This window comes from Streptomyces sp. NBC_01176 (assembly GCF_045039825.1).
Lineage (GTDB): Bacteria > Actinomycetota > Actinomycetes > Streptomycetales > Streptomycetaceae > Streptomyces.
Genome location: NZ_CP108600.1, coordinates 7,834,303 through 7,852,228, shown reverse-complemented (window position 1 = coordinate 7,852,228; position 17,926 = coordinate 7,834,303). Strand labels below are relative to the sequence as shown.

Here is a 17,926-nt window from a genome sequence, read left to right as displayed (position 1 = left end):
GAAGAGCAACCCGAGGAGGTCGACTCTCCATGAGTGTCGATGAGTTCGACTATGTAGTGGTAGGCGGCGGTACGGCGGGCAACGTGGTGGCGGCCCGGCTCTCGGAGGATCCCTCCGTCACCGTGTGCGTGCTGGAGGCGGGGCCCAGCGACGTCGGCGACGACGACGTCCTGAAGCTGGAACGCTGGATGGGGCTGCTGGAGTCCGGCTACGACTGGGACTACCCCGTCGAACCGCAGACCAGCGGCAACAGCTTCATGCGGCACGCCCGCGCCAAGGTGCTCGGGGGCTGCTCCTCGCACAACTCCTGCATCGCCTTCTGGGCCCCCGCGGAGGACCTGGACGACTGGGCCGCGGCCGGCTGCACGGGGTGGAGCGCGGCCGAACTCTTCCCGCTCTACCGGCGGCTGGAGTCCAACGACGCTCCCGGCGACCACCACGGTCGCACCGGCCCGGTGAAACTGCGCACGCTGAAGGGCGCGGACCCCTGCGGTACCGCACTCCTCGAGGCGTGCGCCCAGGCGGGCATTCCGACCACGGCCTTCAACACCGGCACGACCGTGGTCCGCGGCGCCAACTGGTTCCAGATCAACTCCGACGAGAACAACATCCGCCAGTCCTCGTCCGTCGCGTATCTGCACCCGGTCATGGGCAAGCGGCCGAACCTCTCGGTACGGACGGGGGTGCGCGCCAGGAAACTCGTCCTGGCGGGGCGGCGCTGCGTGGGCGCCGAGTACCTGGACCCGGACCTGATCCACACCCGGACGGTGCGCGCCCGCCGCGAGGTGATCGTGTCCTGCGGGTCCATCGACACGCCCAAGCTGCTGATGCTGTCGGGCATCGGGCCGGCGGCGCATCTGCGCGAGGTCGGTGTCGACGTCGTGGTGGACTCGGCGGGTGTCGGCGAGAACCTCCAGGACCATCCCGAGGGCGTCATCATGTGGGAGGCCCGGCAGCCGATGACCACCACGTCCAGCCAGTGGTGGGAGGCGGGCATCTTCTACGACACCGAACCGGGCCTGGACCGGCCCGATCTGATGTACCACTACGGCTCGGTGCCGTTCGACATGAACACCGCGCGGCACGGATTCCCCACGACCGAGAACGCCTTCTGCCTGACCCCGAACGTCACCCGCGCGAAGTCGCGCGGCACGGTGCGGCTGCGCACCCGCGACTACCGGGACAAGCCGATGGTCGATCCGCGCTACTTCACCCACGAGCACGACGTGCGCGTGATGACGTACGGGCTGAAGCTGGCCCGGGAGATCGCGTCGCAGCCCGCGCTGAGCGGGTGGACGGGGGCCGAACTGGCTCCCGGTCCGGACATCCGGACGGACGACGAACTGCTCGACTACATCCACAAGACCCACAACACCGTCTACCACCCCTCCTGCACCGTGAAGATGGGCGCGGACGACGACCCCTCGGCCCCGCTCGACGCGCGACTGCGGGTCAAGGGCGTGGAGGGTCTGCGGGTCGCGGACGGCTCGGTGATGCCGGATCTCATCTCCGTCAATCCCTGCATCACGACGATGATGATCGGCGAGAAGTGCGCGGACCTGCTGAAGGAGGACGCGTAGGAGCACTCCGCAAGGGGCGGGGGGCCGTGGCCCCATGCGGCTCTGCCGCGTGGGCGCGGTGCCGCGGACGGGCCGCGGTTCCCCACGGCCCTCCTCCCCCTACGGAGCGATCGGCGCCGGGCGCTTGAACATCCGCGTCGCCGTGATCTCCGTGTGCACGGCCTCCCCGGCGGGAGCCTCACGCGGAAGTCCCGGCCGGAGGTGTTCCTCCACGCTGATGTACTTCAGCCCGGCGCGCAGGTCGGCGTCGTTGCGCAGTCGGATGACGAGGGGGAACTCGGCGAGCGCGGTCGTGTCGAACAGGCCGGTGGTGTAAAGGAGTTGGACGCCGAGCGCGTCCGAGACGGCCCGCTGCAGCTCCAGCAGGTACGTCGCGTTGGCGCGCCCGATGGGGTTGTCGAGGAAGAGCGTGCCGGCGTGCCGGTGCTTGTCGCGGCCCCGGTCGTTGCTGCGCAGTGCCGCCATCGTGCAGTAGAGCGCGATGGCGGCGGTCAGCAGCTGCCCGCCGGAGAACACGTCGCCCATCTGTCCGACGGGCACCCGCTCGGCGCGCAGCACCGCGTCCGGCTTCAGGATCTCGACCGCGACCCCCTTGGGCCGGAGCGCGGCGCCGACGCCCCTCAGCAGGAGCGACATGCCGTCGCGGCGCATGTCGGAGTTCTTCTTGACCGCCGCACGGGTGGCCTCGTCGACGACCTCGCCGAGCCGTTCGGTCAGCGTGGCCTGGTCGGGTTCCTCGAAGCGGATGCGCAGGAACTCCTGTCCCGACCACTCGCCGAGCCCCTCGGGCAGCCGGGACAGCCGCTGGGCGGAGCGCAGGGTGGCGAGGGAGGACTCCACGAGCCCGCGCAGCCGGTCGACGATCGAGTCCCGGTTGCGCTCCAGCTGCTCCAACTCGTCGGTGAGGACCCGCAGCCGGGGCGCGAAGGCGTCCGCCCACTTCTGGGCGTGCTCGGGCAGCGCGGAGGCGGGCAGCTCGCGGATCTGCTGCCGGGCCGGGGTGCGCACCTGCTCGTAGCGCGTGGAGTTGGCGTGCCGTACGAGGATGTCGCCGGCCTCACGGACGGCGCCCTCGGCGGCGGAGAGGTCGGCGGCGCAGCCGCGCAGGGAGCGGCGGGTCTCGGTGGCGGCGTGCCGTGCCTCTTCGAGACTGCCGGGGTAGGGCTCCTGCTCGTCCTGCTCCTCGTCGGAGTGCTCGCGCAGCAGGTCGCGCAGCAGGGCTGCCGTCTCGTCGAAGCCGCCGGCCGCGTCCTCGGCGGTGCGGTGGGCGTCGAGCAGTTCGGCGTGCGCCGCTCGGGCCTGGTTCAACGCCTCGGCGCGGGAGGCGAGTTCACCGGTGGCCGTGCGCAGCAGGGTCTGGGCGTGCTCGGCGTCGCGCGGGACCAGTTCCTCGGACAGTTCCGTGTGGACACCGCCGTCCTCCGGCGCGTGCCGCTCGGCCTCGCCGCGCAGCCGCCCGAGCTGCTCGCTCGCGGTCGACATCCGGGTCTCCAGGAGCTGTACGAGTTCCTCGGCGCGGGCGGCGGCGGCCTGCCGGGACGGCCCGTCGGACCCGTCCGGGGACTCCAGCAGCTGTGCCGCGCGGGTGCGCACCTTGTTGCTCAGCCGGTCCAGTTCGGCCAGCGCCGCGCTCTCGTCGCTCTCGGCCCGCGCCTGCTCGGCCCGCAGGTCGGCGCCGACGCCGACCTTCTCGTACAGCTGCGACGCGGCTCGGTAGGCCTCGCGCAGGGCGGGCAGCGACGACTTCGCGGCGTCGGGCGCGTCCTGCGGTACGTCGTCGGGGGCGCCTGCGATCTCCGCGCGCTCGGCGCGCAGCGCGCGGGCCGTGCGGCGGGCGTCGTCGGCGGCGCGCTGGGTGGCACGGCGGTCCTCGTCGGCGGCGCGGGCGCGCTCCAGGCAGGCCTGGGCGCGGGCCTCCGACTCCGATGCCTCGTCGGCGAGTTCGCGCAGTTTGACCTGCCAGCCCGCGCGTTCGCGCAGCCGGAAGGCGAGGCCCGCGAGCGCATCGGCGGCGCGCCGGGCGCGCTGCGCGGTGTCCTGGCGTTCGTCGCGTACGAGGGCGGCCTCGGCGGCGGTCTCGTCGGCCTCGGCCCGCACCGTACGCGCCTCGGCGAGTTCGGCCTCGGCCTCCTCGGCGAAGGCGCGGGCTTCCTGGGCGGCACCGGCGAGTTCGACGAGCCGGCCGGCCGGACATCCGGTGCGCCAGGACGCGAGCCGCGCCGCCAGCTCACGGTCCTTGGCGAGCCGGCCGGCCAGGACGCGGATCTCCTCGTCCCGACCGGTGGCGCGGGCACGCAGCGTCTGCCGTTCCTCGTCGGCGGCGTGCTCGTCGTGCATGGCCGGGTTCGGGGGGACGAGGAACACCCCGCTGTCTCCGGCGTCGGCGGCCGGGGTCGGGGCGAGCAGTGCGGCGGCGGTGCCGACGGCGACGGCGGAGCGCGGCAGCAGCGCCGCCTCTCCGAGTGCCTCGCGGGCCCGTGCGTGCGTGTCCGGGTCGGTGATGATCACGCCGTCGACGAGTTCCGGGCGGGCGGCCAGCACGCGCGCGTGGTCGACCGGGTCGACGGCCTGGGCGAGATAGCGCCAGCCGGGCAGTGCCGGGATGCCGTGCTCGCCGAGGTACTCGACCGTGGCCAGTACGTCCGGGCCGGGCGGCAGGAGTCCGCCGTCGCCGAGGGCACCGAGGATGCGTGCGTCGTCGGCCGCGGCGGTCCGCAGCTCGAACAGCTGGCGTTCGGCGGAGGAGACACCGTCGTCGAGGAGCGTGCGCAGCTCGTCGGCGTACTGGTCCAGCTCCTCGGGGGTGAGGGCGTCTTCGGCCGCGGTCCAGGGTTCGGCGGAGGTGTCGCCGCCGTGGCCGCCGGACGCGGAGTGCCCGGTGCGCCCGGTCGTGTCGTCGCCAGCGGCCGCCTGCCGGCCGAGGCGGCCGGTCGTCGCGTCGGCGGTGTCCGCGCCCGCCCGGGGCAGCGGCACTCCGCCGCGCGCCCTGGCTCCGGCGCTCGGCAGGCTGAGCAGTTCCGCGAGCCGCTCCTCCCCCGCCAGTCCCTCCGCCGTACGGCGCTCCCCGTCGTACGCCCGCTCGGCCGCCGCCGCCGCGTCCGCCGCGCGGGCGGCCGTCAGCTCGGCGCGGGACTCGGTGGACGCCGCCTCCCGGGCGTGCTCCGTGGCCCGTCGCGAGGCCTCGCGCGCGGTGTCCCAGGCCGCGACGGCGGTCTTCTCCGCGTCGCTGGCGGCGAGCGCGGCGCGGGCCGGGTCGGCGTCGGGGGCGGTGTCGTCGAGCCAGCCCGCGCGGACCGCCTCGGCGGTCTCCTGCTCGACCTCGCTCAGCCGCTGGCGCAGGTGTCCGATCTCGCTGCGGGCGCGCTGGGCGGCGGTGGCCGCGGCGGTGGAGTCGGCGTACGCGGTCTCGCCGACGTCCTGGAGCCCGGCGGAGCGCTCCTCCTCCTCGTTGGCGAGTGCCTCGGCGCCCTCGGCGGCGCGGTGCAGGGCGCGGACGAGGTCGACGGCGGCCCGGGCGCGGGCGGCGAGCGCGGGCGCGGCGTCCCGTTCGGCCTCGAGGATCGCGGCGGCCACGCGCGCGGAGCGGTCGGCGGCGGCCCGGTGGCGCAGGACGAGTTCGGCGGCCTGCCACGAGGCGTGCAGCGTGCGCGCGTCGGCGAGTTCGCGCTTCTGCGCGGCCGCCGACTTCTCGGCTCCGGCGAGCGCCAACGAGGCATGCCGGTAGGCGAGTTCCGCGGCGATCAGCGCACTGCGCTCGCGGGCGCCCTCGGCATGGGTGACGGCGTACGCGGCGGCGGTGACGCGCTGCGCGAGCTCTCCGGCGCGCACCCGCTCCCGCACGGCCCGCGCGGACAGTCGCCGGGCCAGCGTCCGGGTGCGCCGCTCGGCGGCCGCGTGGATGTCACGGGCGCGGGAGCGGGCGTCGGCGGCCTCGACGATGCGTCCGAGCAGGTCCGCGGAGCCTGCCGTGAAGTCCCGCTCGGCGATCAGCTCGGAGCGCCGGCCCAGTTTGTTGCCGAAGCCGCCGACGAGGTCGGCGAGTCCGTCCGTGTCGCGGGTGTCGGTGACGGCGCGCAGCAGCAGGTCGGTGAAGTCGGAGTCCTTCTTGACCGCGAAGAGACCGGCGGCCTCGCCTTCGTCGGCGTTCATCTCCCGCTGGTAGCGGAAGAGTTCGGGGTCGAGGCCGAGGTCGCCGAGGTGTTCGTTCCAGCGGTCGTGGATCTCCTCCCAGTGCACCTCCAGGTGCGGGTAGGCCTTGCCGGCCTCGGTGATGGCGTCCCGGAAGCCCTTCATCGTGCGGCGCCGTCCCTGCGCGCCGGACGCTCCCTCGACGGACGGACGGACGGTGGTCGCCTCGGCGACGGGCAGACTGTCCAGGCTCAGGCCCGGTCCGGGCCGGAAGGAGTACCAGGCCTCGGCGAACTTCCGCGGGTCGTTGGAGACCTGTCGTCCACGCCACTCGCTGGCCTTGCCGACCACGACGCACTCGCCGGTGAGGGTGTGCTGCCACTCCAGCGCGACATGGCCGCAGTCGTCGGCGAGCAGGAACTTGCGCAGCACACCGGAGCTCGCGCCGCCCAGTGTGTTGCGGTGCCCGGGCAGCATCACCGAGAAGATCAGCTTGAGCAGTACGGACTTGCCGCCGCCGTTCTCCAGGAACAGCACGCCCGCGGGCGCGGGGCGGCGCGGCGGCCCGACGGGCTCGTCCTCGAAGAACTCCGCCTGGATGGGCGCGGGGTCGGGCACGGGCTCGCCGACACCCCGCAGATCCAGCACGGTGTCGGCGTAGCGCGCACCGGCCGGCCCGATGGAGTAGAGGCGGACCCGGGACAGCTCGTACATGGCGGCGGACTCTCGTCGTCAGTCTTCGGATACGTAAGGAGGTTCTTCGGCTACGTGGGGGGTCAGGAGTGGAACGGCAGCCCGGCGCCGGCCACCGGCTCCAGTTCGTCGCCGTCCTCGGCGGGCAGCAGACTCGCGGAGCCGTCGGTCACCGGGACGACGCCCAGCTCCAGCAACTCGGCCATCGCGGCGCTGCCCGCCATGTCCCGGACCTGGAGCTGGTAGCGCGCCGTCGTCCGGTACGTGCCGCCCGCGTCGTCGCCGGTGCGCTGCAGGAAGCCGGAGTCGGTGAGGAACGCGACGGCCTTGCCGACGATGCCGGTGGTGGAGCCGGCGAGTCTTCGCGCGTCCTTGGTGGCGCCGGTGGAACTGCGCCGCGCCCAGGTCCGCCAGGCCGCCTCCAGCCCCGGGGCCTCGGTCGCCGGATCGGTGTTCTCGCCCAGTTCCTCGGCCCGCTCCTCCAGCCGGCGGCAGGCCTGGCGTACGAACGCGTCGACTCCGTTGACCGAGACGCGCCCGATGTAACCGTCGTCGGCCAGGTCCTCCGGTCGCGGGAAGGCCAGGGCGGCCACGGCGAGGTGGGCGAGGCCGTGCAGGAAGCGGTCCACGGAGTCGGCGGAGGTACGACGCGCGTAGTCGCCCATGCGGACGGCGAAGACGGAGTCCTCGGCGGCGGTGACCGCCATCCCGGCGCGTGCGGACACCTCCAGGACGACCAGTCCGAGCCCGGCGGCCACGGCGTCGGCGAGGCGGGCGAAGGGCGGGTCCTCGCGGTAGCGCCGCAGCAGTTCCGCGTACTCCTGGTCGCGCGCGGGCTGCAGTTTGGGCTGCAGTCCGAAGGCGACGAGCCGCGCCGCGTCGGCGGCGTCGGCGGGCGTGACGGGGGCGTTCGCCGGCGCGGCGACGACGTCCGGCTCGCTCCACTCGACGTGCTGCTCGGTCACGGAAGGGGCTCCTTGTTCAGAGGTACGGGGGCGGGGGCGCCCCGGTGCGGGGTGCGGCCGGCCGCGCGGCCGGCCACGACCGGCCGGCGGGCCGTGCACGACCCGCGGCTCCCCGGCGCTTGCGACGAGGTGTTCACTTCCGGTCCGCCGCCATCCCCGCCGCGTCCAGCAGGGCCATTCCCACGATGAGATCGGCGCCGCCGAACTCCGGGTCGTCCAGCTCGGTCCCGTCGTCGACGGCGAAGAGCAGCTTCTCCTCGCCCTGCCGGTAGGCGGTACCGACCGGCGGGCTGGCCGCGTGGACAGCCAACAGCGCCACCAGATAGGGAAGTTCGGGATCGCGGTGGCGTGCCTCCGCCAGCAGCCCGGACAGCCGCCGCGGCGCGTCGGCGGGCAGGTCGAGCAGGTCCATGGCGCTCGCGAGCTGCTCCTCGCTGAAGCGGCTGTCGTCCGGGGTGGCGATCAGGTCCGGCTCGGGCATCTCGGCGCCGAGGTGCTCCCGTTCCACGGGCGGGGTCAGCAGGAGGTCGACGAGATCCCCGACGCGGACGGAGACGGGGGTGCGCAGGCCGGTTCCGCGCGCGAAGAAGGCGTCGGTCACGCGCCGCGCCTGCTCGACGGGCAGCGGCAGCAGGGGGGCGACCAGGTGACCGTAGAGGTCGATGCCCGCGGTCGTCATGGGGGTGGCGAAGGCCTGCCGGTCCTGCTCGGCGCGGAACAGCGGGCCGGCCTCCAGGAGCCGGGACTGCAGCTGTGTGTGCCGGCGGATGCAGTCCTTGACGATGTCGACGAGCTCGGCGGCCCGTCGCTTCTGCTCGGGGTCCTCGGACTCGTCGCGGGCCTTGCGGATGTTGGTGAGGATCGCGTTCTCGTGGCGATAGCGGTCCGCGACGTGGTCGAGGGCCTCGGCGATCATGTCGGGCACGGCCCGGAGCCAGTCGACGGCCCGCACATTGCGCCGGGTGGCGTCGAGCGCCCTGCGGAGGGTCTCCGAGTACTGCACGGTCCGGTAGCGGGCCTGTTCGGCGGCGAGCTGGGCGTCGGCGAGCCGGCCGCGGCTGATCAGCACCTCCAGCTTGACCTCGGCGGCGATCTGCGCGCTGGTGACGTCGGTGTCGAGGGCGCCGACGAGGACGTTGACCGCCTCGTCCGTCGTACGGAGGTAGACGGTCCCCCCGTACCCGGGGACCTCCTCGATCAGCTTGAAGTCGTAGTCGCGGCGCACATAGGAGCCGTCGGGCGCGAACGTGCCGTACACGGCCCGGAAACCGCGGTCGACGCTGCCGACGTTGATCAGGTTCTCCAGGACCCAGCGGGCCACCCGCTCGTGCTCGGCGACGGGGCGCCGGGGTGCCTGCGCGGTGATACGCGGGATGAGCCTGGCCACTATCTGGTCGTGGTCGGCTCCGGTGTCGAAGTCCATGTTCAGGGTGACGAGGTCGATGGCGGCGAGGGCCACCTCGGCCATGCCGTAGACCGTGTACTCACCCGCGAGATTCGCCTTGCGCACGTCCAGGTCGTGCAGCGGCGCAGTGCAGGCGAGCGCGCGCAGCCGCCGCGCCAGGCCCTCGTCGGCGGCCGGACCCGGAGCCGGGCGCGGCGCCGCGCTGAGCTGGGGCGGAACACGGTCCGTCGATGCAGGCGAAGTCACGGTGCACAGACTAGGTCCTCGGTCTGACAACGGTCGAAACGGCGCAGAAGCGACCGCCGTCACCGGGTTCGCGGCGCACCCCCTCGCCGGCCCCCGCCCGAAGGCCCGCCCTCGCGTCAGTCGATGCCCTGCGCGCCGTCCGCCACCCGCCGCGCGTAGACCTCCACGACCCTTTCGAGCGAGTCGTCGAGGTAGACGGCGAGCAGGCGCTCGGCCGCGCCGCGGTCGCCCTCCCGAAGCGTCTCGAGGATCTCACGGTTGCGGGTGAGGTACGGCTCGTGCAGCCGCCGCGGGTCGTCCACCACGTGGAAGGCGAGGCGCAGTTCGGCGAAGACGCTGCGCATCACCTCGTCGGTACGGGAACTCCCGGCGAGCGCGACCAGCTCCCGGTGGAAGTGGATGTTGGCCGTGCCCACGGCTTTCCAGTCACCTTCGCGTGCCGCCCGCTGTCCCTCCTCGACGGCGCGGGCGAGATCGTCGAGGGCGTACGGCGGCTCGCCGAGCCCTCGGACCACGGCGCACTCGACGAGGGTGCGGGTGCGGTAGATGTCCTCGACGTCCTCGACCGTCAGCACCCGTACGAAGACACCGCGGTTGAGCTCGTGCACGAGCAGCCGCTCGTGCGTGAGCAGCCGGAACGCCTCGCGCAGTGTGTTGCGCGACACACCCAGCGCCCCGCCGATGCTGTCCTCGGACAGTCGCGTCCCGGGCAGGAAGTACCCCTCGGCGACACGGCTCCTGAGGATGTCCGCCACCCGCTCGGCGGTGCTGGTGCGGCCCAGCAGGGCGCGGTCGTCGGCCAGTCCGGTCAGCTCTGCCATGCCCGGAATTCAATCGTAGATACAGGAACGAAACAACACGGGTATTGAAGGATCGTTCAACGATCCTCTACCTTGACGGTCAGACGACGCCGCAACGGCCCCACCGCCCGCTCGAACGCGGCGCCCGTCCCTTCCGCACGGCACGGCACGGCTCAGTCCACACGCACCCTTCGTCCCTCACTGCGAGGTGCCCATGAGCACGACCCCTCCCTCCCATGACCTGACCGCCGACACCCGCCCAGGCACGGGTGAACCCGGCTCCCGGGAAGGCGCGTTCGCCTGGCTGCGCGCCCTCGGCCCACGGGGCCGCCGGGCCTTCGCCGGCGCGTTCGGCGGCTACGCCCTCGACTCGTACGACTACTTCACCCTGCCGCTCAGCATGGTCGCGCTGGCGGCGTACTTCGGTCTGGACAGCGGGCAGACCGGTCTGTTCACCACCGTCACCCTGGTCGTCTCGGCGGTCGGCGGCGCGATCGCCGGGGTGGTCGCGGACCGGATCGGGCGCGTCAAGGCACTCATGATCACCGTGATCACGTACGCGGTGTTCACCGTGGCCTGTGGATTCGCGCCCGACTACGAGACGCTGCTGGTCTTCCGCGCCCTTCAGGGCCTCGGGTTCGGCGGAGAGTGGGCGGTCGGCGCGATCCTGGTCGCCGAGTACGCGAGCCCGAAGCACCGCGGTCGCACGCTCGGCGCGATCCAGAGCTCCTGGGCCGTCGGCTGGGGGCTGGCGGTACTCGTCTACACCCTCGTCTTCCAGTTCCTCGGAGACGACCTCGCGTGGCGCGTGATGTTCTGGACCGGCGCGCTGCCCGCGCTGCTGGTCCTCTGGGTGCGCCGCCGGGTGCAGGACGCCCCTGAGGCGGCCGCCGCGCGCGAGAGGAGCGCGGACAAGGGCTCGTTCGCAGCGATCTTCAAGCCGGCCAGGGGCGAGGACCCCGGGCTGCTGCGCACCACGTTCTTCGCGGTGCTGCTCTCCACCGGAGTCCAGGGCGGCTACTACACCCTGGCCACCTGGGTGCCCACGTACCTGAAGACGGAGCGGGGTCTGTCCGTCGTCGGCACCGGCAGCTATCTCACGTTCCTGATCTCCGGAGCCTTCATCGGCTACCTCACCGGCGGGTATCTCACCGACAGGCTGGGCCGCAAGCGGAACATCCTGCTCTTCGCGATCCTCTCCGCGGTCTGCGTCCTCACCTACGCCAACCTGCCGAGCGGCGCCAACACGCTTCTCCTCGTGCTCGGATTCCCGCTCGGCTTCTGCATGTCGGCGATCTTCAGCGGCTTCGGCTCGTTCCTCAGCGAGCTGTATCCGTCGGCGGTGCGCGGCACCGGGCAGGGCTTCACGTACAACACCGGGCGCGCCGTGGGTGCCGTCTTCCCCACCCTGGTCGGCTTCCTGGCCGACAGCTGGGGTGTGGGCGGCGCCCTGGTCTTCGGCGCGATCGGCTACGCGCTCGCCGCCCTGGCACTCATCGGCCTCCCCGAGACCCGTGGAAAGGAACTCCTGTGACGTCCGTGGCCTCCCTGTCCTCCCCGGTGCCCCTCTCCACCCCGGCCGCCCTGTCGGCCCCTGTCCCCGCGGCTGCCGCGGGTCCGGCGACACCCGCAACTCCCGCGGTCCCCGCACCTCCCGCGCAACGCACGTCCCAGGAGCGCCCGTTGCACCCGCTCGGCGAGCACGCGCACGCGTGGACCCCCAAAAAGGCGCGCGCCCGGTTCCGTTCGGGCGTGTCGGGACCGACGGCCGGGATCGCCGCGGGACACACCCAGGCCAACCTGATCTCGGTGCCCGCCGACTGGGCGTACGACATGCTGCTGTTCTGCCAGCGCAACCCGGGGCCCTGCCCGGTCCTCGACGTCACCGACGCCGGCTCCTGGACCACCCCGCTCGCCGAGGGCGCGGACCTGCGCACCGATCTGCCGCGCTACCGGGTGTGGGAGGACGGCGAGTTGGTGGACGAGCCCACGGACGTCGTCGACCGCTGGCGCGACGACCTGGTCTCGTTCCTGATCGGGTGCAGCTTCACCTTCGAGTGGGCGCTCACCGAGGCGGGCGTCCCGCTGCGCCACATCGAACAGGGCCGCAACGTCTCCATGTACGTGACCGCGCGCCGGTGTCGGCCGGCCGGGCGGCTGCACGGCCCCGTGGTGGTGTCGATGCGTCCGGTCCCGCCCGAACACCTGGCCGCGGCGATCCGGGAGAGCAGCCTCATGCCCGCGGTGCACGGCAGCCCCGTGCACTGCGGGGAACCCTCGGTGCTGGGCATCCGCAGTCTCGCGCACCCGGACTTCGGTGACGCGGTGGACACCGAACCGGACGACATCCCGGTGTTCTGGGCCTGCGGAGTGACTCCGCAGGCGGCCGTGATGGCGTCCCGCCCACCGTTCGCGATCACCCACGCACCCGGGCAGATGTTCCTCACCGACGCCCGTGACGAGCAGTACCGCGTGGCCTGAAGCGGCCCGGAAAGGAGAGACTGCGCCTCATGACCCCGATCGATCTCAACGCCGACCTCGGCGAGGGCTTCGGCCGCTGGCGGCTGACCGACGACGAGCAGCTGCTGTCCGTCGTCACCAGCGCCAACGTGGCCTGCGGATTCCACGCCGGGGACGCGGTCACCATGCGGCGGGTGTGCGACCTGGCGGCCGAACGGGGCGTACGGATCGGCGCCCAGGTCTCCTATCGCGACCTGGCGGGTTTCGGGCGGCGCGCGATGGACGTGCCGCCCGACGAGCTGACGGCCGAAGTGGCCTACCAGATCGGCGCCCTGGAGGTCTTCGCGCGTGCCGCGGGCGCGCGCGTGGCGTACGTGAAGCCGCACGGCGCTCTCTACAACCGTGTCGTGCACGACGAGGAACAGGCGGCGGCGGTCGTCGACGGCGTCCTGCTCGCGGACGCCGGACTGCCCGTCCTCGGTCTGCCGTCCTCCCGCTTCCTGAAGCTGGCGGAGCGGGCCGGACTGCCCACGGTCACCGAGGCGTTCGTGGATCGCGCATATACCGCGGAGGGCACCCTCGTGCCGCGCACCCGGGAGGGCGCGGTGATCACGGACGCCGAGGAGGTCGTCGAACGCTCCCTGGGCCTGGCCCGGTTCGGCACGGTGACGTCCCACACCGGGGAGCGCGTCCCGGTCCGCGCCCGCTCGCTGTGCCTGCACGGGGACACTCCCGGCGCGGTGGAGCTGGCGCGCCGGGTCCGCGCACGTCTGGAGTCCTCGGGCGTCCGTGTGGAGGCCTTCGTATGAGGGCGTTGCCGGTCGGCGAACACGCCCTGCTCGTCGAAGTCGCCTCCGGCGAGGCGGCCCAGGCCCTGCACGCCGAGCTGCTGCGCCGCCGCGCGGACGGTTCCCTCTCCGTCCGGGAGATCGTCCCGGCGGCCCGCACGGTCCTGCTGGACGGCCTGGACGACCCGGTGCGCCTGGCGTCACACCTCCCCACGTGGGAGATCCCGCCGCTGCCGGCACGCGCGGAGGGCGCGATCGAGATCCCCGTACGCTACGACGGCCCCGATCTGGCCGACGTGGCGGCGCGGTGGGGAGTGACGGAGCGCCTGGTGCCGGAGATCCACGCGGCGGCCGAGTTCCGTGTCGCCTTCTGCGGGTTCGCGCCCGGATTCGGCTACCTCACCGGCCTGCCCTCCCGGTACGACGTGCCGCGCCGGGCGACTCCGCGTACCTCGGTCCCGGCGGGTTCCGTGGCCCTGGCGGGCCCGTACACGGGCGTGTACCCGCGCTCGTCGCCGGGCGGCTGGCAGCTGATCGGCACGACGGACGCGGTGCTGTGGGACCACGCGCGCGTGCCGGCCGCGCTGCTCGCCCCGGGCACCCGGGTCCGGTTCGTAGCGGCGGGGTGCTGATGAGCGACCGGGCCCTGTCCGTCGTGCGCGCCGGGGCCCTGACCACCGTCCAGGACCAGGGCCGTCCCGGCCACGCGCACCTCGGTGTCCCCCGCTCCGGCGCGCTGGACGCGCCCGCGGCGGCGCTGGCCAACCGTCTCGTCGGCAACCCCGTCGAGGCGGCCGTCCTGGAGACGACCCTCAACGGCTGTGCCCTGCGCCCGCGTTCGGCGGTCACGGTGGCGGTCGCGGGCGCGCCCAGCCCGGTCACGGTGGACGGACGCCCGGCTCCCTGGGGTGCGCCGGTACGCGTTCCCGCCGGGGCGCTGCTGGACGTCGGCGCCGCTCGCGCGGGACTGCGCGGCTATGTGGCCGTGTCCGGCGGAGTCGCCGTGGACCCGGTCCTCGGCAGCCGCTCCACGGACCTCCTCTCGGGCCTGGGCCCGCCACCCCTCACGGACGGTGCGGTGCTGCCGCTGGGGCACCCCTGCGGCGTCCCCGCCCGCGTGGACGTGGTTCCGCACCCGGGTCCGCCCGCCGAGCTCGTCCTGCGGGTGACACCGGGTCCGCGCGACGACTGGTTCACCGCCTCCGCCCTGCGCACCCTGGCGACGGCCGCCTACCGGGTGGCCTCGGCGAGCAACCGCATCGGGCTGCGTACGGAAGGGCCCTCACTGGAGCGGGCCGTTTCCGGCGAACTCCCCAGTGAGGGCATGGTCCTGGGCGCCGTGCAGGTGCCGCCCGACGGCAGACCGGTGGTCTTCCTCGCCGACCATCCCACCACCGGGGGGTACCCGGTGATCGCGGTGGTCCGTACGGCCGACCTCCCCGCGGCCGCTCAGGCGGTCGCGGGCACGCCGGTCCGTTTCCTGGTCGTGCGCCGCCGCTGAGAGGCCGGCGGTCCGTCCCGCTTCCTCATGCGGTCATGCGGTCATGCGGCGTCCGGCTGTTCGCCCCCCGTCAGAGCGGCCAGCGCGGACGCCACGGCGTGCGAGGCACCGAGGTCGAGCCGGGCGCTGGTGCCGCGTGCCCGGTGGCGGACCTCGGCGGCGGCCAGGGTGAGCAGTTGGGGCAACAGGTCGGTGCACCGCCGGGCCACCCATCCCGTCCCCGCGGTGGCCAGCCACCACAGGCTCGCCGAGCGGGTGGGCACGGGGAACTCGGGCTCGGCCGACGGGGCGGGCCCGGTGGCGACGCCCTGTTGTGCGAGGGACGCGTGGAAGCGCAGGGCGAGTTGCCGGTGCCCGCGCTCCCCCGGGTGCAGCCGGTCCGCGCTCCACAACGCGCGGTCCGTCAGCCAGGCGCCCTCCGCCGCGTGCACATGCACTGCCCCGTAGCGCTCGGACAGCGCGTGCACGACCGCGTTGACGGCCCGTTGGCGCCGGGCCAGCGGACGGGCGAGCGCCCCCGGCAGCCCGAGCATCGCACCGGGATCCGGCAGACAGGCGGTCAGGAGCACGGCGCCCTGGTCTCGGAAGGCCGCGAACACCTGGTCGAGCCGGGCCGCCACGGCGTGGATGTCGAAGGTGCACCGCAGGGTGTCGTTCACCCCGATCACGACGGACACCACGTCCGGGCGCAGGGCCAGCGCCTCCGGCGTCTGCCGTTCCAGGACGTCGCGCGTCTGAGCGCCGCTCACCGCGAGGTTGGTGAACTCGACGGACCTGCCGGAGCCGTCGGACGGGCCTCCTCCGAGCCCGACGAGCGCCTCACCAGGCACTCCGTCGGGCACCCCGCCAGGCGCCCCACCCGGCAGTCCCTCGGGCACCCCGCCAGGCAATCCCTCGGGCACCCCGCCCCCGGACAACCCGTCGGCGAGCAGCGCCGCCCAGCCCCGCCAGGCCTCTCCCACGGGGTCGCCCACGCCCTCGGTCAGCGAGTCCCCGAGGGCCACGAACCGAAGGGGTCTCATCCGACGCCCTCCTGAAGTCGGGGCCGCACCTCGACGGTCGCGTCGTGCGCCGCGAGGAAGGCCTTCACGGCGGTGTCCCAGCCGAAGCACTCGGCACGCGCGCGTGCCGCTTCCCGGCGCTCGGTCTCGGTACGCCCCAGGAGCAGCCGCACCGCGTCCGCGAAGGAGTCACCGCTGTCCGCGGCGGTGGCCCCCGCGGACCCGACGATCTCGGGCAGCGCGGACAGCGCGCTGGCCACCACGGGGGTACCGCAGGCCATCGCCTCCAGGGCGGCGAGTCCGAACGTCTCGGCGGGCCCCGGGGCCAGACACACGTCGGCCGAGGCCTGCAGCGCGCCGAGCAGCGCACGGTCGGCGACATGGCCGAGGAAGGTGACGGGCAGCCGCCGTTCGGCTGCCCGCTGTTCGAGCCGGGCCCGCAGCGGCCCGTCCCCGGCGACGACGAGCACGGCCCGTTCGCCGCGCCGCAGGAGCGCCTCCAGCGCGTCGAGCGCGGTGCCGGGCCGCTTCTCCACGGACAGCCGGGAGCACATCACCAGCAGGACCTGGTCCGCGCGCGCGTAGCGGTCGCGGACCGCGGGATCCCGCAGCGAGGGGTGCCGGCCGGCCAGATCGACGCCCAGCGGTGCCCGTACGACGTTGCGGGCGCCGATGCGGACGAACTCGCGCTCCGCGAACTCCGTCGTGCACACGACCCGCGCGTAGGAGTGCGCCGTACGGATGTTGAGGGCGTCGGCGGTCCTGCGGGCCATCGCCTCGGAGAGCCCCCAGGTCCGCAGCACGCCGTCGGCGGTCTCGTGGGAGACCATCACCGCGGGCACCCGGGCCCGCCGTGCCCACACCCCGGTCCAGCGCAGGGTGGTCCGGTCGGAGACCTCCAGGCGGTCGGGGGCGAGCGACTCCAGGAGGCGGGCCACGCGCCGCTTGTCCGTGAGCACGCGATAGCCGCCGGTTCCGGGCAGCAGCGGACCGGGCAGCGTGATCACCCGTCCCTGCTCGGTCTCGGTGTCGCTCACACGCTCGCCGGGGACGACCAGTACCGGCTCGTGCCCGGCGGCCCGGTAGCCGGTGCCGAGCTCCCGCAGGGCGGTCCGCAGGCCTCCGGAGGCGGGGGCGACGAAGTTGGCCAGCCGTACGATGCGCAGGCTCATGCCGCCACCACCGTCCGTGCGGAGAGCACCTCGGCGTAGTGGCCGATGAGCTGGTCACCGACGGCCGCCCAGGTGCGGCCCTCGACGGTGGCCCGTCCGGCGGCGCCGTAGTCGGCCCGGCGGGCCGGATCGGCCGCCAGGGCCGCCACGGCGTCGCGTACGGCGTCCGCGTCGCGGGGCGGCACCAGCAGCCCCGTCCGGCCGTGTGCCACCAGGTCGAGCGGTCCGCCCGCGGCGGGTGCGACGACGGGGACCCCGCTGGCCATGGCCTCCTGCACGGTCTGGCAGAAGGTCTCGAAGGGGCCGGTGTGGGCGAAGACGTCCAGCGAGGCGAAGATCCGGGCGAGTTCGCCGCCGGTGCGCCGCCCGAGGAAGACGGCGCCGGGCAGCGCCTCACGCAGCGATGTCTCGCTGGGCCCGTCACCCACGACCACGACGCGTACGCCGTCCAGGCCGCAGACCCCGGCGAGCAGTTCGACCTGCTTCTCGGGGGCGAGCCGGCCGACATAACCGACGATCAGCTCGCCGTTCGGCGCCAGTTCACGCCGGAGCGCCTCGTCCCGGTGGTCCGGGCGGAAGCGGACGGTGTCCACTCCGCGCGGCCACAGCCGTACCCGGGGCACGCCGTGTGCCTCCAGGTCGTGCAGAGCCGCGCTGGAGGGGGCGAGCGTCCGGTCGGCGGCGGTGTGGACGGAGCGGATACGCCGCCAGGCGGTGGCTTCGCCCGCACCCATGTACGTACGGGCGTATCCGGCCAGGTCGGTCTGGTAGACGGCGACGGCGGGGATGCCGAGCTTGGCGGCGGCCGCCATGCCGCGCACGCCGAGGATGAAGGGGCTGGCCAGGTGGACGACGTCCGCCCGGTGTTCGACGAGGGCGGCGGCGACGCGTCGGCTGGGGAGGGCGACGCGGACCTGGGGGTAGCCCGGGAGCGGAAGGGAGGGGACACGGACGACGGGACACGGCGCGAGGGCGTCGGGCCCGCCCCCGACGGGGGCACCACCCTGTTCGAACGAAGCCGCGAACTTGGCGGAGGTGGTCGGAGCGACGACAAGGGGAGCGTGACCGCGATCGACGAGGTGCCGGGCGGTCTGGAGCGCGCAGTGGGCCACGCCGTTCACATCGGGGGGAAAGGATTCGGTCACGATGACGACACGCATACCGGTGTTCTCGCCGTGCTGGACGTG

The 17,926-nt window shown here is 73.9% G+C and carries 13 protein-coding genes; 6 read left to right on the top strand and 7 right to left on the bottom strand.

The window, feature by feature from the left end:
* The first annotated feature begins 29 nt into the window (after positions 1-29).
* On the top strand, positions 30-1,580 hold the full coding sequence (locus tag OG199_RS34095) for a GMC family oxidoreductase (RefSeq protein WP_405832690.1): 1,551 nt from the start codon (positions 30-32) through the stop codon (positions 1,578-1,580).
* A gap of 99 nt (positions 1,581-1,679) precedes the next feature.
* On the opposite strand, the gene OG199_RS34090 is transcribed toward OG199_RS34095, so the two are convergent.
* The 4 genes from OG199_RS34090 to OG199_RS34075 all read right to left on the bottom strand — a co-directional run bounded on the left by OG199_RS34090 (position 1,680) and on the right by OG199_RS34075 (position 9,838).
* Positions 1,680-6,422 (bottom strand): hypothetical protein, encoded by a 4,743-nt coding sequence (locus OG199_RS34090; protein WP_405832688.1) that lies wholly within the window; start codon positions 6,420-6,422, stop codon positions 1,680-1,682.
* A 62-nt stretch (positions 6,423-6,484) separates the two neighbouring features.
* Positions 6,485-7,366: a hypothetical protein gene (locus OG199_RS34085; protein ID WP_356809616.1), complete on the bottom strand. Its 882-nt coding sequence runs from the start codon at positions 7,364-7,366 to the stop codon at positions 6,485-6,487.
* A 133-nt stretch (positions 7,367-7,499) separates the two neighbouring features.
* On the bottom strand, positions 7,500-9,017 hold the full coding sequence (locus tag OG199_RS34080) for a hypothetical protein (protein WP_356801723.1): 1,518 nt from the start codon (positions 9,015-9,017) through the stop codon (positions 7,500-7,502).
* 116 nt (positions 9,018-9,133) lie between these two features.
* Positions 9,134-9,838, bottom strand: coding sequence for a GntR family transcriptional regulator (locus OG199_RS34075; protein ID WP_401802553.1), 705 nt, complete (start codon positions 9,836-9,838; stop codon positions 9,134-9,136).
* A gap of 193 nt (positions 9,839-10,031) precedes the next feature.
* Here OG199_RS34075 and OG199_RS34070 point away from each other — a divergent pair, with 193 nt between their 5' ends.
* The 5 genes from OG199_RS34070 to OG199_RS34050 all read left to right on the top strand — a co-directional run bounded on the left by OG199_RS34070 (position 10,032) and on the right by OG199_RS34050 (position 14,566).
* Positions 10,032-11,351, top strand: a complete 1,320-nt coding sequence (locus tag OG199_RS34070; protein ID WP_405832685.1) for an MFS transporter — start codon at positions 10,032-10,034, stop codon at positions 11,349-11,351.
* 149 nt (positions 11,352-11,500) lie between these two features.
* A complete protein-coding gene (locus OG199_RS34065) occupies positions 11,501-12,298 on the top strand; it encodes a putative hydro-lyase (RefSeq protein WP_356801724.1) in 798 nt (265 codons plus the stop codon).
* A gap of 29 nt (positions 12,299-12,327) precedes the next feature.
* Positions 12,328-13,086, top strand: coding sequence for a LamB/YcsF family protein (locus tag OG199_RS34060; RefSeq protein ID WP_405832683.1), 759 nt, complete (start codon positions 12,328-12,330; stop codon positions 13,084-13,086).
* Positions 13,083-13,697 (top strand): allophanate hydrolase subunit 1, encoded by a 615-nt coding sequence (locus tag OG199_RS34055; protein ID WP_405832682.1) that lies wholly within the window; start codon positions 13,083-13,085, stop codon positions 13,695-13,697. The genes OG199_RS34060 and OG199_RS34055 overlap by 4 nt, the downstream gene beginning before the upstream one ends.
* Positions 13,697-14,566 (top strand): biotin-dependent carboxyltransferase family protein, encoded by an 870-nt coding sequence (locus tag OG199_RS34050; protein ID WP_405832680.1) that lies wholly within the window; start codon positions 13,697-13,699, stop codon positions 14,564-14,566. The genes OG199_RS34055 and OG199_RS34050 overlap by 1 nt, the downstream gene beginning before the upstream one ends.
* A gap of 41 nt (positions 14,567-14,607) precedes the next feature.
* On the opposite strand, the gene OG199_RS34045 is transcribed toward OG199_RS34050, so the two are convergent.
* The 3 genes from OG199_RS34045 to OG199_RS34035 are packed head-to-tail and all read right to left on the bottom strand — an operon-like array spanning position 14,608 to position 17,899.
* Positions 14,608-15,588: an SGNH/GDSL hydrolase family protein gene (locus tag OG199_RS34045; RefSeq protein ID WP_405832678.1), complete on the bottom strand. Its 981-nt coding sequence runs from the start codon at positions 15,586-15,588 to the stop codon at positions 14,608-14,610.
* Positions 15,585-16,739, bottom strand: a complete 1,155-nt coding sequence (locus OG199_RS34040) for a glycosyltransferase (RefSeq protein WP_356801713.1) — start codon at positions 16,737-16,739, stop codon at positions 15,585-15,587. Before OG199_RS34040 ends, OG199_RS34045 begins: the two co-directional genes overlap by 4 nt.
* Positions 16,736-17,899 carry a glycosyltransferase family 1 protein gene (locus OG199_RS34035; RefSeq protein ID WP_356801712.1) on the bottom strand — a complete coding sequence of 388 codons (1,164 nt, stop codon included), beginning with the start codon at positions 17,897-17,899 and terminating at the stop codon, positions 16,736-16,738. Before OG199_RS34035 ends, OG199_RS34040 begins: the two co-directional genes overlap by 4 nt.
* Positions 17,900-17,926 lie beyond the last annotated feature (27 nt).